Annotated in this window: 11 protein-coding genes and 3 pseudogenes; 4 read left to right on the top strand and 10 right to left on the bottom strand. The window is 67.5% G+C overall.

Features of this window, described 5'->3' with window-relative positions; genetic code table 11:
* Positions 1-3 precede the first annotated feature (3 nt).
* The 3 genes from ABZ725_RS42915 to ABZ725_RS42905 all read right to left on the bottom strand — a co-directional run bounded on the left by ABZ725_RS42915 (position 4) and on the right by ABZ725_RS42905 (position 2,294).
* The gene (locus ABZ725_RS42915) at positions 4-498 is read right to left on the bottom strand and encodes a GNAT family N-acetyltransferase (protein ID WP_358807796.1); all 495 of its coding nucleotides are present in this window, start codon (positions 496-498) and stop codon (positions 4-6) included.
* 287 nt (positions 499-785) lie between these two features.
* Complete coding sequence (locus ABZ725_RS42910; RefSeq protein ID WP_358807795.1) at positions 786-1,586, bottom strand: hypothetical protein; 801 nt, start codon at positions 1,584-1,586, stop codon at positions 786-788.
* A 237-nt stretch (positions 1,587-1,823) separates the two neighbouring features.
* On the bottom strand, positions 1,824-2,294 hold the full coding sequence (locus ABZ725_RS42905) for a transposase (RefSeq protein ID WP_358807794.1): 471 nt from the start codon (positions 2,292-2,294) through the stop codon (positions 1,824-1,826).
* On the opposite strand from ABZ725_RS42905, the gene ABZ725_RS42900 reads away from it, so the two are divergent.
* Both ABZ725_RS42900 and ABZ725_RS42895 read left to right on the top strand, forming a co-directional pair.
* The gene (locus ABZ725_RS42900) at positions 2,264-2,542 is read left to right on the top strand and encodes a hypothetical protein (protein ID WP_358807907.1); all 279 of its coding nucleotides are present in this window, start codon (positions 2,264-2,266) and stop codon (positions 2,540-2,542) included. The genes ABZ725_RS42905 and ABZ725_RS42900 overlap by 31 nt on opposite strands.
* A 518-nt stretch (positions 2,543-3,060) precedes the next feature.
* Positions 3,061-3,386: pseudogene (locus tag ABZ725_RS42895) on the top strand (transposase); the annotation flags it as partial.
* Between the two features lie 748 nt (positions 3,387-4,134).
* Here the strand turns inward: ABZ725_RS42895 and ABZ725_RS42890 are convergent.
* Positions 4,135-4,881 carry a nucleotidyltransferase domain-containing protein gene (locus ABZ725_RS42890; RefSeq protein WP_358807793.1) on the bottom strand — a complete coding sequence of 249 codons (747 nt, stop codon included), beginning with the start codon at positions 4,879-4,881 and terminating at the stop codon, positions 4,135-4,137.
* 139 nt (positions 4,882-5,020) lie between these two features.
* Positions 5,021-8,170: a hypothetical protein gene (locus ABZ725_RS42885; RefSeq protein ID WP_358807792.1), complete on the bottom strand. Its 3,150-nt coding sequence runs from the start codon at positions 8,168-8,170 to the stop codon at positions 5,021-5,023.
* A 553-nt stretch (positions 8,171-8,723) separates the two neighbouring features.
* Here ABZ725_RS42885 and ABZ725_RS42880 point away from each other — a divergent pair.
* A pseudogene (locus tag ABZ725_RS42880) lies at positions 8,724-9,615 on the top strand (transposase).
* A gap of 9 nt (positions 9,616-9,624) precedes the next feature.
* Here ABZ725_RS42880 and ABZ725_RS42875 read toward each other — a convergent pair.
* From ABZ725_RS42875 to ABZ725_RS42865, 3 genes are all read right to left on the bottom strand, one after another.
* Positions 9,625-9,975: a hypothetical protein gene (locus tag ABZ725_RS42875; protein WP_358807791.1), complete on the bottom strand. Its 351-nt coding sequence runs from the start codon at positions 9,973-9,975 to the stop codon at positions 9,625-9,627.
* The gene (locus ABZ725_RS42870) at positions 9,932-10,363 is read right to left on the bottom strand and encodes a DUF6193 family natural product biosynthesis protein (protein ID WP_358807790.1); all 432 of its coding nucleotides are present in this window, start codon (positions 10,361-10,363) and stop codon (positions 9,932-9,934) included. The genes ABZ725_RS42875 and ABZ725_RS42870 overlap by 44 nt, the downstream gene beginning before the upstream one ends.
* A 274-nt stretch (positions 10,364-10,637) precedes the next feature.
* Positions 10,638-11,084: a helix-turn-helix domain-containing protein gene (locus tag ABZ725_RS42865; RefSeq protein WP_358807789.1), complete on the bottom strand. Its 447-nt coding sequence runs from the start codon at positions 11,082-11,084 to the stop codon at positions 10,638-10,640.
* 90 nt (positions 11,085-11,174) lie between these two features.
* Here ABZ725_RS42865 and ABZ725_RS42860 point away from each other — a divergent pair, with 90 nt between their 5' ends.
* Positions 11,175-11,978, top strand: coding sequence for an SDR family NAD(P)-dependent oxidoreductase (locus ABZ725_RS42860; RefSeq protein ID WP_358807788.1), 804 nt, complete (start codon positions 11,175-11,177; stop codon positions 11,976-11,978).
* Here the strand turns inward: ABZ725_RS42860 and ABZ725_RS42855 are convergent.
* A pseudogene (locus tag ABZ725_RS42855) lies at positions 11,975-12,163 on the bottom strand (IS256 family transposase); the annotation flags it as partial. The gene ABZ725_RS42860 and the pseudogene ABZ725_RS42855 sit on opposite strands and share 4 nt — an antisense overlap.
* Positions 12,164-12,875: 712 nt before the next feature.
* Entirely contained in the window at positions 12,876-13,994 is a 1,119-nt protein-coding gene (locus ABZ725_RS42850; protein ID WP_358807787.1) for an NADAR family protein, read from the bottom strand.
* Between the last annotated feature and the right edge of the window lie 512 nt (positions 13,995-14,506).

The raw sequence follows: 14,506 nt of genomic DNA, 5'->3' as shown, positions 1-14,506 counted from the left end.
GGTCTATGGCTGGAGGTCGCGCTGGTACCAAGTGCCTGACTTGCCGCCGAGATCGGCCGGGGTGGCAGGGCCAACCGAGACGAACCCGGCCTTGGCCAAGACTTTCCGGGACGCGGCGTTGTCGTGGGAGGTGGCCGCCCGCAGTGTGAGCAGGCCGTGCATCGCTGTCGCCATCCGGCACAGCTCCCGGACGGTCGCGGTCGCCACGCCGCGGCCGGCGACCCGCTCCGCGACCCGGTAGCCGAGCCTGGCAGTACCGTCCTCCAAGTCGTACAGGTTGAACCTGCCGAGTACCGAGCCGTCCTCGGCGACCAGTACGTAGAAGGCGCAGATGCCGGCCTCCTGCTCGGCCAGCGAGGCGTTGTACCGGTCGGTGAACTGGTCGAAGAAGTCGTTGCCGCGGTCGGAGATCGAGGCGGCGAAGTAGGTGCGGTTCGCCAGCTCGAAGGCCAGGACCGCCGGGGCGTGGTCGGCATGCAGCGGCTTCAGCTCGGGCATTGCCCGACTCTACCCAGATCGTGTGCTGAGGCCACCTGAGTTTCCGCCAGTGGCAGACAGCCCCAAGACCAGGGACATAACGATCTACGGCTGGAGTCCCACTAGTCGGTGCCGGTGAGGCTGATCGACCGCGCCGTTCGGGTGATCCTGTACGCCTCCGAAGTCGTCGTCCATGACGGACGCAAGGAAGTCGCCCGGCACGAGCGTCTGATCGTCAAGGGCGGCCAGTCCCGCCTGGAACTGGACCACTACCTGGAGGCCCTGGTCCGCGAGCCTGGTGCTTTCCCTCAGCTACCGAGCTGTTCCAGGTGGCTCTCCCAAGAGTCGACCATTGATGTGTGGCCGCCCTGTCGGGCGGCCTGCATCAGGTCGGCGAACAGTGTCTTCTGGGTGTGCGGGTCGCCGTCGGAGGCGATGCGCTGGATCCGTGGCATCAGCCGGTCGGCGGCCCACTGGGGCTGGCCCAGCGGGTGCCTCTCCAGTTCCCACCGCAGGTACTTGTTATAGGGGCGTACTCGCTCGTGCAGAGCGAACAGCAGCGTGACGAGGTATGGCAGGCCCTCGGCCGCGTCGAGGTGGGCGGCCTCGGGGCGTGCGTCGCGATGGCTCTTCATCGACCGGTAGTAGGCGTTGAGGTATGCATCCAGACAGCGGTCGGCCATCTCCCACGCCTCGTCCGAACGCAAGCTGGCCTTCTCACGGACCAAGTCGGCGACCAGGCCATCGAGCCGGTCGAACAGCACTCGGCAGTGCACGAATGCATACCGATCCCAGTCCTGCGGGTTTCCCGGAAGCGCGTGGGCATGGAAGTCCGCCAGCGGCATGACGGTCAGGTCGAGACGACCGGACCGCAGCGCGCGCAGATGGTCCAGGGCCGTCGGCGGGCAGTCTTGGGTGACTACGTAGATGTCGTAGTCGGAGTGGATGGTCGGCATGCCCACCCGGGCCTGGGACCCGCTCAGGACCAGGCCCACCACCGTCGGGTCGGTGGCCGCCAGATCCACGAAGGAGTCGAGGTCGGCCTGTGCCGCCGTGCTCGGGTCTGGGGATACTGCCGGAACGGCGGGCGGAGTGAGGTCGCGCGTCATGGTGCTCTCCAAGCGGAAATGCCCACAGCCACGGAAGGCGGTGGGTCACGGGCACTCGTCGCTGGTCGGGGGCAGCCCCGCAGATCACCTCACAGCGCCGACGCTACCGGGACGCCCGCCTCGGATGGAAGCGAATATCCGACCGGTGGGGCCAGGATCGCCCTCGTCCATCGCCAGGAAGCGATCACCGCAGCCATCGCCAGAGCACACAGGCGATGTCCATTCTCCGGGTCTGGCTCACATTCCGGATGCTGCAGCTGTGAGCACGTGCTGAACGTGTGTCTTTGTCAGGCCGCGGTAGCGGCAGTGGCGCAGGCCATGAGTCTGGACCGTTTCTGAGGCATTGGCCTCGCAGCCTGCGCGGATGGCATAGTGCCGCTGCCAGTTGCCGGTCTTCTGGTCTTTCCTGACCTGCGAATGGATCTTCTGCTGGGGCTCGGGCAGCAGGAGGATGTGGCGCCCTTTGCCATCGACGTTGCCGGTGCACTTCACGCGGTCGTCGCATTCCCGGCATGCCTTGCGGGGGGAAGAGGACGGACAGCCGGGGGTGCCCGTCGCCCAAGGTCGGCCCCAGGGTGGGCTGGTGATGCCGTTCGGGCAGGCGAGGGTGCGGTTGTCCCAGTCGATCTGGAAGTCCTCTTTCGTGAGGCCCGGCCGCCGGGTGCCTGTGAGTCGTCTTGGACTGGGCCGAGCAGCGGGATGTCCCATGTGAGTGCCGCTTGGTGGATGCAATCCGGGGTGACATAGCCGCCGTCGACGACGTGCTCGAGGGGCCGAAAGCCCTGGCGGGTCAGCTGTCGGTGGATGTCGTCGAGGGCATCGATGTCCTGCTGCGGCGCCGGGCGGGTGACCACCTGAACGGTGACGGTGGGGCTCGTTTCGTCACAGGTCTCGGTCTGGTGATCGCGATGCCGATCCAGTCGCGCTGCCCGGCCGCGGTGACCCTCTGGTTGTAGCGTGCCTCGAGATCGTGCGGGGTGACGATCCCCACCGTGGACCACGGCACCCGTGCCGAAGCAGGATCCGGCCGGCCGTCTGCTGAGGCTTTGCCTGTGTTCCTCTGCCCGGTCGCCCTCTGCCCGGTCGCCCTCTGCCCGGTCGCCCTCTGCCCGGTCGCCCTCCGGCCGGCCCGGTCGCGGGTCGACTTCGCTGCCCGCCGGCGGAGTCGGCACGCTTCGTCGTGCCAGTACTGCTGGACCCAGACCCGCCGCAGGACCTGCACCGACCTCAACTCCCGCAGGCCAGGCGGGGCATCGTCGTGATGGACGGCGTGCAGGATGTGCAGCCCGTCCTCACCCCCCCCCGCAGTACTCAGGCGATCAGTGCGTCGCCGCCGCGGGGAAGCCGGTCGTAGCGCACCGGCCGGCCATACCGGTCCGCCCAGTCAGCAGTCACGAGAGCGGCCGGCCACCCCTCGCCCTGCAGTGCGAGGTCCTCCAGACCACAGCTCAACGTCTCAGCGACCAGTTCACCCCCGATCTACGTGATCATGGACAACCTGTCCGCCCACAAGGGCACCGTCATCCGGCGCTGGGCGAAGAAACACAAGGTCGAGCTGTGTTCACCCCGACCTACGCCTCGTCGGCCAACCCGATCGAGGCGCGCTTCGGGCCACTGAGGCAGTTCACCATCGCCAACTCCAGCTACCCCAACCAGGCCGTGCAGATCCGGGCCTTGCACGCCTACCTCCGCTGGCGCAACGCCAACGCCAACGCCCACCACCGTGACGTCCTGGCCGCCGAGCGCAAAGAACGCGCCCGCATCCGCAGCGCGAAAAACATCCGCTGGGGAGGACACCCCTCGCTGCCGCGGCCTGAACGACCCGGCGAACCAATGCGGTCAGAGGTAACCACCACCGAGCCGTACTCCAGCCGCCACCGGAACTCGCACCACCACAGCGCCACACCGCACCATTCCGGCGCTCGGCGGCTGCCCAACCGGAGCTGCACGACCGACTGCGTGGGCTGGCCCACGACGTTCCGGCCCACGACGTTCCGGCCGGGATCCCGAGCCGCCCGCGGGCCCACGCCTGCCCCGCGCCCCCGCTCAGCGGACCGCGCGAGACGCGGACCTCAGCCTCAGATGCGGCTGGAATAGTGAAGGGGGCATGCTGGGAGGCAAGAGGGGCTTGCATGCCCTCTTTTCCGCTGCTGCGGGGAGCCTGCCAGGAAAGCAGTCACAGGCGCTGGGAACCACCGGGATCGGCCGGGTCGGCGCCCATGAGGGCTCCGGCTCACCGTCCACGATGTCCAGCACGACGATGACCAGGTCGCGCTCCTCCTCGGCGACCCGCCCACACCGCTTCCCGAGCCCTTTGTCGGGCTACTACTCGGCTACATGCGTGACGGACGCCCGAACCGGCCAGGGGGCACCTGGAAGAAGTACGCCCCCGGTACGCCCCCCGGTCACCACACCCGGTGACCTCACAGGCCGTCAGCCGCCCAGGTACTGGCTACTACGACAAGAGCACCACCCGCATCGCGCCCCGACGCCGGAGCCCTCTGGAAGCACTACGTACCCGTTGAACACATACGGTGATGAGGTTCTGTCAATGCCCGGATGCCGCAGTGACCGATTCGATGGCACCGCGCCAAGTCCTGCGATATCCCTCGCGAAGCGGCCCGCCGACAAGGGCGAGGATCTGTGATGCAGCGTCGATCATGGGGATCGGGTCTCCCGACGTGCACAGCCGCAGGTGTCCTTCGAGCAGGGCGGCCCCACGCTCCCCGTCCGCCTCAAGAAGGCGCCGCGGCAGCCATTTCCCGCTGCCGATCCATGCCTGGTGGTAGTCGCAGAGCAGATCTGCCGCAGCACTGAGAACGAACCCGGCCACCGCCAGACGCTCGATCCGATCGTCGGCATCGGCGAGATCGTCCAGAGCATTCGTCAGCCCATACCTCTTCGTCTCGACCATCTCCGGTGCCAGCGTCGGAGGACCATTGCGGAGGTCCGCCTCAGCCAGGGCACGGGCGCTGCCGGCCTCCGCAGCGTCATCAACCAGGACGAGACCCCTGGCATACACGCTCTGAAGGACCGCACGACGTGCAGCGACGTCCGCGGCGAAGAGATCCGCGAGACCGGCACGGGTATGGACGAACAGCTCCACGACACGTCCCTCAAACCGGATCGTCTCCCGGCAGGTCTCACCGCCATCCCCGATGAGCACTGCAATGTCCAGGTCACTGCCGGCAGTGGCTCGCCCCTCGGCCGCGGATCCGCCGAGGACCGCGGCAAGCGCATCAGGGAAACGATCACGCATGAGGCGTCGGGCCTGGTCGATGAGGTCCGTGTTCATAGCGCTCAGGGTTTCAGGAACCTCGGGCGCCGGCGACCAGGTTTCCGTTACCACGGTTCCTGGCAGACCCATTCATTCGCGCTCAGCGCCTTCCCGAAGGTCGATCCGAACACCGTCGCGGTGGTCGTCGAGGGTCGGATCACGGAACCAGCAACTGCTCGAAACCGGTGATCGGGATGCTTGCCCCGTAGCGAACGTTCCATCCTTCGACGATCGCCACCCGCAGTAGGTCGCCGCGCACATCACCCACCACGCGCGGGGAAGCCACACCGGGCCTGTTTTCGTAGTTGAACGAGATCACGTCGATGAACACCGGCGCCTTCAACTTCCGACCGAGGCCGAGCAACGCCTGCGCGATGGCCGGGTAGGGCGTGAACTCGGGGTTGGCCAGCCAGCCCCTGAGGTCCTGCTCGGGAACGCTGAAATCGACGCCCATCGCCGCGAGCGCCTCGATGACGGCAGGGGCGAGTGGCGGCCCGAACCGATCGGTGTCGATCCGCAGCATCTCGTCGTAGAGCGCTGCGGCGTCAGCGCGGGCCACGTTCGCATCGTGTGCGCGGCCGAGCGCATCGAACTGCCGTGACATGGCGAACATGGCGGACACGCGGTCCAGCCAGGGGCCCGGGCAGCCGGTCCTGTTCTCTTTGCGGCTCGGGCTTGCGGCGGTGCGGAAGTCGAGGGTGACAGCCGTCTGCTCGCAGCCAGGGTGCCATATCTCGATCAAGCCGTCGTGGCCGCCGGGCGCGCGCATGAACCGACCCGACACGAGCGGCAGCGTAGTGAAGTCCTCGATCGGCTCGGCGAGGTCGACGACGCGGGGGGTGTACTTCATCTGGGTGAGCTCCAGCCACATGGCGATCTTGCGGCCGTCCGGAGCGCTGAACACGTAGCGGCCGCCGTACTCGAGCTGCGCCGGCAGATGGGCGTTGCCTGCCTTCACCCGCTCCTTGAACTGCTCGAAACCAAGACCGGCCGCTGCGCCAATCTCCATGAGGTACGCGAAGCCGAGACTGTCCAAGGGCTCGATCAGCTGGTCGGGGTGGGCCGGGGCCGCCCGATAGGCGGCCAGGTAGAAGCCGAGCGGGGAGCGGTCGGCGAAGATCCACGGGCCGACGGGACCGAACCTGCCGTCCCGCGAGATCGCGAGGTCGATGTTGTCGTCGGCTTCGCCCTTCCACGCCACGCACAGCAGCCCGTTCCCCGAGCCGATCGTCGGTGGCTGCTCGCTGATGTCGCTGAGGACGACCTTCGATTCGAGGCCTTCGACGCCGAAGCCGCCGGCCGTGTTGCCGATCAGGACGACCCGCGCGATGTTGAGGTTCTCGTTGCCCGATCCCTTCCAGGAGAAGAACAGGCGTCCGCCATGTGCGGCAAGGGAGGGTCCGTGGCTGCTGGTCTCGTTGAACGTCTTCGTGGCGAAGCTGACGCCGTCGGCGGAGAACGCGAGGCTGACGGCGTCGTTCCCCGAGCCCTTCCAAGCCAGGAAGAGCCGCCCGCCGTGTGACGCCAGCGCCGGCGCCGCCTCGCTCGTCTCACCCAGCGTGACCTTGTTTTCAAGCGCCATGGTGAACGCGCCGGCAGTGTTGCCGATCAAGGTCACCCTGGCCACGTTCAGGTGTTCGTCGAGGCCGACCCACGCCAGATAGAGCCTGCCGTCATGAGACGCGAGCGCCGGTGCGTACTCGCTCTTCTCGTTCAGCGTGGTCTTGCCCTTCCAGGTGGGCGGAAGCGGGAACTGCCTGGACGCGACATCGGCCGGCCACCAGTCGTCGCAGAACGCGATGTTGAGGCTGTCGTTGCCGGATCCCTTCCAGGCGAGATAGAGGCGTCCGCCGTTCGAGGCGATGGCCGGCGACGTGTCGCTGGTCTCGGCGAGCACCCATGCCTGCTCGATGCCCTCGACACCGTCGATGCCCATGACCGTCGTGGCCTGGACCTTGCCGATGCTCAGGTTGTCGTTGCCGGATCCCTTCCAGGCGATGCAGAGCTGGTCGCGGTGCAGTGCCAGCGCCGGCGTCGCCGACGTCGACTGCTCCTCGACGGTCTTCCGTTCGGCCGGACGCATGTTCGCCCCGGCGGCGAAGCCGGGCACGACGCCGTAGTTCACACTCTGCGCGTGAAAGGCGTCCGGATCCTCAGGGTCGTCGTTGTACGGGTCGATGCGCGGATCCGGATAGGCCTCGAAGCGCAGTAGGTCGTGGAACTCGGTCTCCGCCCGAGTGGGTATGACGGTCGTCGCCTGCGCGCGGGAGGTCTGCTCCCATGCCTGTTTGAACAGGTCGACCTCGTCGTGGCCGTAGCCGCTGTTCAGGAAGGACCCGCCCGCCGAGATCAGGAACGACGGCGAGTGGTGGTAGATCTCCAAACCGCCCTCCGCGTCATCTGGCGAGGCCGTCAACCGGGGTCGGTTGCCGTGGTAGAAGCGGTGCAGCGACGGCGGGTTGTCCTGCCTCAGCGCCAGCGTGTAGACGGCGGGCGGCGGCCGGTACGCGGCCAGGGCACCCAGCAGGCCGGTGAAGGACTGGGTGTCCGGGAAGCGGGTCGGCTTGCCTGCCGCGTCGAGCAGCCCGGTACAGGCGAGGAAGAAGCCGGCGACCTGGTCGGCCTGGTCCGAATAGAGATTGTTGCGAAGGTTGGCCTGGTGGTTGATCCGGTGCTGCTGCCGCCGGAACGGCGTGACCCGCCGGCCGCGATTGCTCGACAGAGCGAACTTCATCATCACGTAGTCGAGGACCATCCGCGCAGCGTCCCGCACCACCGGATCACGCGCGAACTCATGCAGGTTGAGCATGGGGTGTAGTGCCAGACGCTGGTACGGCCGCGAGTTGAACTCGAGGAAGTCGTGGCGCAGGAACCGCTGCATCGAGTCGAGCAGGTAGGTCTTCAGCCCGCGGTTGTCGAACTTCGGGTCCGGGGTCTCGTCGAACCGGAGCTGGTTGATGAGGTACCGGCTGCTCTCGATCATGAGCAGGTGGTTCTCGGTCTCCGACCCGTCGATGTTGAGGAACGAGAACTCCACGACCTCGATCTCGGGCGGGTGCCCGCCGACCAGATAGTCCGGCAGCAGATCGTCCATGATGAACTTGACCAGGTCCGGTCCCAGCTGCGCCGAATAGCGGTAGAGCAGCACCATCAGACCTTTGACGGCCATGTCGTAGTCGCGCTCGGTGCTGGCACCCTTGGTGCCGACCAAGCCGTTTCCCCGGTTGAGCCGGCGCAGCGCGGCGGGCATGGCCGTGGCGCTGGGCTCCTCGCCGGGCGGCGTGAAACCCGGATCCAGCGCGAGCATGTGGCAGTGCGCGATGAGGGTCGTCGTGTTGTCCTCGCCGGCCTGCTCGGCCTTGATGTCCTTGAGGCGTCGGGTCAGCGCGAAGAACCTGGCGATGCCGTCCGCTCTCGCCTTGTGCGTGGCGAAGGCGTTCGCGGGCGAGCCGTCGGCGGTGACCGGGTCCAGCGGATCAACATCGGCCATGGCCATCCTCGCTCGATCAGGCCGCACAGTTGGCGACGCGCCGGTGCAGGCTCACTGGTGCACGCATCTCACCGCCCCTGAGCCTTACGTGTCAGACCAGTTACCAGCGTAGTGGCAGGGGTGCCGGCCCGCATTCCGCGTAATTCGGGGGGTTCTGTGGGTAGCGCAGGGGTGAAGCTGCTGGTCACGGTCACATCGGCTGGAGTAGCACCGAAAGTGCCCAGGCTTGGCGTTTATCGTCCGTGGTCGAACATGGCCTCGAACTTGCTGACGCATTCGTGTGAGTGCCTGGCGCAATGGCGCAAGAGTGGCCTTCGCCTGATCCTGTGCTCCGTCAGAGAGGCACTTGAGCAGTACGAAGGCCGTAGCGATGAGTCTGCTGCAGCGGGATGTCCCGCGGGATGCGTTCGCCGAACTGTCATGCTTCCGGACGGAGTTCCATGCCTGGGTCTGACCGAGTGGCGCGACGCGTTGTACGGCGGGCTGAACCGCGGACATCTGGACGTGGAACGGCTGCGCAGGGTACCGGCGGGACTGCCGCTTCCCCGGACGGCGCAGGGGCGGCTGTGGCTCGGCCTGGACGGTCCCCGGGTGGCCCTGCTCCTCCGTCGCTGCTCTGGAGCCGGGCCGGACGTCGTGGACGGCCATGCTGGACGCGGTCCGGCAGTGTCCGTGGGACGACGAGATCATGGTCACCGCCGTCCAGGTCCGGGACGTGTTCCAGCGGCTGTATGCGGCAGGCCGGTGGCAGACTGGCCACCCGCCCGTCCTGGTCGTCGTCGATGCCGGCTGTGACGTGACCCGCCTGGCTTTCCTGCTCGCGGACCTGCCCGTCGAGCTGCTGGGCCGGATGCGTCCGGACCGCGTCCTGTACTTCCCGCCCCCGCCCTCGCCCCCGCCGCGGCTGGGACCGCCTGCACCCCGACCGCAGGCCCAGGTCGGTCCGGCTGTGGTGGTCGTCCACCGGCGCCACTGCCGGGGATGTGGACCGGCTCTGGCAGGCAATCCTGCGCAGATTCGATCTCGAACACACCTTCAGACGTCCCGCACGCCAAGGGCGCCTCACACCCGCACGCGTCCGTCGAGGATTTCGCCGCCTCTACGGGAAAACCCCTCAGTCGGCCGGCGCACCGAAAACGAGCACCGCAGGCCCCGGCCGTCCAGCCGGCATCGGGAACAAGCACCGCGCATGCCAGCACCCAGTCGGGAAACAGGGCAAACCGAACCCCGCAGCAGCCATCACAAACAGCAACGATGCATAAACGCCAGGCTTAGCCGGAAGGCCGGATCGCAGCGAACCGTGCACTCATGGTGGGACCAAGGTGGTCAACAAGACTGTGTCCGGGCTGATCCGGCCATGGCAGATTGAAGAGGAACGAGGTGGTAACCACCTGGGCCACTTCCGGGACATCAAGTCGAAACTGCTCCTCGAGAAACCGCAGCGTGAGTCTCCAGTCCGTCTTGTCTCCGCCAAGGAACGACGCGACGGTCTCCTGAACGACATCCCAGAAGAACACGTGAGGCAGGACACCGTCCTCGTTGAAGACGTGTGCGTCAAACGCGCCTTCGAAGCCGGGCTCAGCCACCACCAAGTCCCGCACCAGCTGAACATCCCGTTCCATGCCACCCCCTCCCCAGGCGGTCAGGATAGATCCACTTCCCGATCGGCCCGGAAAGCCGATCCTCGGCCCCGTTCAGCTTGCGTGCTCGGAGGGGGATGTTGTTCTCACTGACAGGGCAGGCGCATGCGCCGAATTCCCCGGCGGCCGCGCCGATGAAGGGGAAACGCTCGCCCTCGCGCATACGGAAGTCATCCGTCCGGGAGAAGGTGAGCATGGTCGTCGACAGCTCGGGATACAGCGTGCGCAGGAGCGGATGCAGATGTGCGACCTGCAGCAGGGTCCACAGCGCTGGAGTGTAGGGGTCCGACTTGGGGTGCGGTGGGTGGAATTCCTGCAGTAGGTCGTTCCATGCCGTATATAGGCTGCGTGACGTGTTCTCACCTGTCATTGAGGGGCCTCCTCCCGGCGATGGCGAAGGTCGTGATGGCGGCGGCCAGTTGGGTTGCTGCAGACGTAGCGGCCGTGCAGTTCCATGGCCGCGATGCGGATGTCGCCGCCGGCCGGCGGCTTGTCTGTGCCGATGGCAACGAGCCTGGTTGTGCGCGTAGTGATGGCCGACGCGTACAGGACCTCCCGTCTGGTGGGGTGTCATGGTCCTTCCTCAGCGTCGGGCCGTGCCGGTATCGGAAGAATTGTCAGATTCTGTGGATTGAGCAGGGGCTTCAGGACGGTGCTTGCGTCGGGTGTGTGGCGTCGTAGCGGTTTCGGTTGTCGTTGATCTCGTGGCGGTGTGTGGTGGCCCATTCTCCGAGAGCGACGACGGAGTCCAGTAGTGTCGCGCCGAGTTCGCTGAGCGTGTAGTCCACGCGTGGGGGAACGCTGGGGTGGACGGTCCGGGTCAACAGGCCGTCGCGTTCGAGTTGCCGCAGTGTCAGGGTGAGCATGCGCTGGGAGATGCCGTTGACGCTGCGATGCAGTTCGCCGAAGCGCAGGGTGCCGTCGCGGAGTTGGCCAATGATCAAAATGCTCCACTTGCTGCCGATCAGCCCGAGGATCTGGAGCACCTGTCGGCACGCTTCCTCGTCCGGCTCGCGGTCGAGGCCTGCTGTCGGAGGCTGCGTGGAGTCGCGGTGCTGTGGGGCTGAGGAGGGGTTCGTGCGAGGCGCCAACGGTTACCTCCGTGTGTGTCACTGACATGAATGTGCCGTCTTGCTGCGGCCTTCTCAGTAACAAATCATGGGGCCACTCACAAACAGTAAGTGACCGGTGCCGGGTCGAGGCAGCACCGGTCCGATCGCGGTGATCGGAGAGGATTCTTCGTGGTGAAGACGCTCGTTGTTGTCGGGGCCGGCCCGGGGCTGGGGATGGGGGTGGCTCGGGCGTTCGGCCTCCAGGGGTTCCAGGTCGGGTTGATCGCCCGTACCAAGGGGAAGCTGGACGCCCTGGTCAGTGAGCTGACCGGGCTGGGCGTCACCGCTGCCGCATTTCCTGCCGATATCCGCGAGCGTGACGCGCTCACCACCGCCCTCACTGCGGCGAGGGACATGCTGGGACCGATCGACGTGCTCGAGTACAGTCCCAGCCCCACCGGGCCGATCACCCATGCCGCACAGACCACGGCCGACTCCGCCACCGCGCAGTTCGAGCTGCATGTGCTGGGCGCGGTGACGGCCGTGGGCCAGGTGCTGCCGGAGATGCTGGCCCGAGGTGACGGCACGCTGCTGCTGACCACCGGCGTCTCCTCGACGGTCCCGGCACCCTTTCTGGCCAACGTGGGCATGGCCATGGCCGGCCTGCGCAACTGGGCGCACACCCTGCACGCTGAACTCAAGTCGCAGGGAATCTACGCAGGTACGGTGACGATCGCTTCCGGGGTCGTCCCCGGCGGCGGCGAGGCCGACCCTGATGCCATCGGGGCCCGCTACTACAGCATGTACCGGCAGCGGAACCGCGTCGAAGAGGTTGTCGGCGACCTGGACGCTTTCCGATCTCTCGTCGCCCAGACAGGTGCCCAGACAGGTGGGCGCGGCAGTTCGGCCGTACCGATCAGTCCCGCGGACTAGGCCGCACCTTCACAGGGGCGTTCGACGAGACGTCCTCGTTCGAAGCGGGCTCCAGCTCGGACGAGGGCGATGAGGTGAGGTGCGTTCACGGCCCGCCGGCGGGCCTGGGCGGACTCGACGAGTTTGACGACCATGGCGAGGGCAGCGGCCGCGCTGTCGGCACCCTTGGTTGCCTTGGTCCGCAGCACGGGATACGGCTGCCGCTGATCGCAGCCCGCGACCGCGTCGACGAAGCGATTGCGACGGCCCGCTCCCGTCCCGAGGGTGCCTCCTCGTACGCGGCGTCGCACGTCGTCGAGCTGCTCGCCGGCGCCGGACGCACCGAGGAGGCCGTCGCCGTTTTCGAACAGCCCGCCTCCGCGAACCGCCATGACCTGGCCGGCTACCTCATCGACGTCGGTCGCATCGAGGACGCCCTGGCCGTCCTCCAGCGGTGCACCCCCCGGCCGCCCGAGCTGTCGGACGGCCCCTGGGGCACGACGATCCCCGTTCTGAAGCCCTGTCCGGTTCGGGCCCGCTGGGTAGCGTCCCGCCACCTGGAGGGCGGTGTGCCGGTTTCCCGGAGTTGAACTGCGCCGTCGTTGCTCAGCCGGTTGCGCGTCGGCGGGGGAGAGGTCGGGGCGGGTGCGGTGCCGGCGTGCGGGGTAGCGCCATCGGCCGGAGGCGTCGCGGGCGACGCCGACGCTGACTTCCATCACCGGCTCCGGTTCCGCCAGCGTGACGTTGAGGGATTCCCGGTTGCCCCACCCCGGCGGAGAACGATCAGCCTGTGCACGTAAGACCAACCCCTCCATCCCGACCGATGCCCATGTCAGCCACTCGCGCACGACGTCGGCCTCGGTCGTCGACGGGCACAGCGTCCACGGCGTCGACAGCCGGCGAACACACACCTTCCGCCTACAGCCCGGAAACCATGGTTCGTCGCATATGCAGTTCCGAGCGGACAAGTTCGAGGAGACGCCCGGTCCAGTTGCGGCCTCGGCCGGCGTTGTCACCCCAGAAGGCCGAGTCCACGTCGTCGTAGATCACCGTGGCGTCGTCCGTCGCCAGCAGGATCTCGGCCAGCTCGGGATGCTGATCGTATTTGGCGCGCAGCAGGCTGGTCATAACGGCGGTGCGGGCCTGCTCCCAGCCCTCGCGGCGCGGTGCCCCGGTCGCGATCTTGCGTGCTGCGGCAGCGGTGTCCGCCGTCGCGACCGCGACGCCGACCTCTGGCTGAGCGACCGACAGGGCCCAGTAGGCGTGGGCGACCGAGGGGTAGTCGACCTTTCCTACGGTGATCGGGGCGGGGTAGTCATTGCGCAGGCCGAGTTGACCGGGGTCGGGCACCGGCTTGTTCGGATAGGAGTGGTAGAGGTGGACCGCGGGAGCGTGCGGAGTTGCCGGCCCGTCCGCTGAGACGTGGGCTTGCCGCTCCGCCCTCCAGTGGGCCCGCTCTTCGAAGTACGCGAGGGCCCTGTCGTAGGCCTCTTGTGTGACCGGCGGGTCGACGGGCAGGTAGGTCTGGCCTCCGGGACCTGCCACCAGTACCCGCAGCGGCCAGTCCTTGCTGTCCATGTCGCCCAGCGCGTATCGGCGCTGGGACGCCGGGATGGCCAGGAACGCCAAGCGGGCTGCGGCCCGGTTCTCCTCTGTCCGATCGGCGAGGAAGGTGTCGACGGCGGCCAGGCAGCGACCTGTCGAGTCGGGGCGCCCGTTGAGCTGGTCGATGGTGTCGCGGACTTCGGCGACCAGCAGTTCAGGGGTGAGCCAACTCCGGGGCTCGCTGAACTTCCAGTACGCCAGGTCATGCGCGGATGCCTCGGCACCGTCCGGCAGGGTCGTAGCAACCCACCCGGACCGGAGCTTTCCCTCGAACTCCTCGATGGTGACCAGGCCCCAGCAGTCGATGAGTCCGTCGGCATAGACGAAGAGGTCGGTCAGAAAGTAGCTGCCGTTGCGGATGAACGCGTGTCGCCAGGTTCCGGGTATGCGGACGCCGTCCGCGGTGCGATGGGTGATCCGGTTGCCGATCATCCGGTGATTGTGTCGCAGTGGCCGCCCAGGTGATCTTGATTTTCCCGGTACGGCACCCGCACCGATCCAGGCCGGCCCGGGCGTGTGCCGGTCAGTACCGGGGGTGGGCCCGGGACGCGGGCCGGTCAGCGCATCCAGGGCAGGGCTTTGCCCGGGTGCGCTGTGTGGACGGGCTGACGGCAAGCTGGAGATGGGCCACAAGGATGCCTGGTGGGCAGGAGACCGCATGGTGGCCTAAGTCTGATAGCCGTACCCGTACCCGTACCCGTACACGTCCCGCTGCGCGAGCTCGGGCCGGCCGATGTGCGGGCCGCCCGGCACGGTCTGTACCTGACCCTGCACACAGGCTGGGGCGCGCACTGCTACGGCAACACCCCAGCCGTCGCTCTCTCCCCAGACCGGTTCAAGATCCCGTATCACCCCCGCACCGAAGACCCCTCGCGACGCGCAACGCTGGCTCAAGCGGGCAATCTGCCGTCAGCTCTTCAAGCTTTTCGCTGCGCGCAGGCCGG

The sequence above is a fragment of the Streptomyces sp. NPDC006872 genome, assembly GCF_040635845.1.
Classification (GTDB): domain Bacteria; phylum Actinomycetota; class Actinomycetes; order Streptomycetales; family Streptomycetaceae; genus Streptomyces.
The sequence above is the reverse complement of the archived record's forward strand: the minus strand, read 5'-3'. Positions and strand labels throughout refer to the sequence as shown.

What these genes read in the sequence shown, in the direction of transcription:
- ABZ725_RS42915 (WP_358807796.1), bottom strand. Translation starts at nt 498, where the DNA reads ATGCCCGAGCTGAAGCCGCTGCATGCCGACCACGCCCCGGCGGTCCTG.
- ABZ725_RS42910 (WP_358807795.1), bottom strand. Translation starts at nt 1,586, where the DNA reads ATGACGCGCGACCTCACTCCGCCCGCCGTTCCGGCAGTATCCCCAGAC.
- ABZ725_RS42905 (WP_358807794.1), bottom strand. Translation starts at nt 2,294, where the DNA reads ATGGGACATCCCGCTGCTCGGCCCAGTCCAAGACGACTCACAGGCACC.
- ABZ725_RS42890 (WP_358807793.1), bottom strand. Translation starts at nt 4,881, where the DNA reads ATGAACACGGACCTCATCGACCAGGCCCGACGCCTCATGCGTGATCGT.
- ABZ725_RS42885 (WP_358807792.1), bottom strand. Translation starts at nt 8,170, where the DNA reads ATGCTCGCGCTGGATCCGGGTTTCACGCCGCCCGGCGAGGAGCCCAGC.
- ABZ725_RS42875 (WP_358807791.1), bottom strand. Translation starts at nt 9,975, where the DNA reads ATGGAACGGGATGTTCAGCTGGTGCGGGACTTGGTGGTGGCTGAGCCC.
- ABZ725_RS42870 (WP_358807790.1), bottom strand. Translation starts at nt 10,363, where the DNA reads ATGACAGGTGAGAACACGTCACGCAGCCTATATACGGCATGGAACGAC.
- ABZ725_RS42850 (WP_358807787.1), bottom strand. Translation starts at nt 13,994, where the DNA reads ATGATCGGCAACCGGATCACCCATCGCACCGCGGACGGCGTCCGCATA.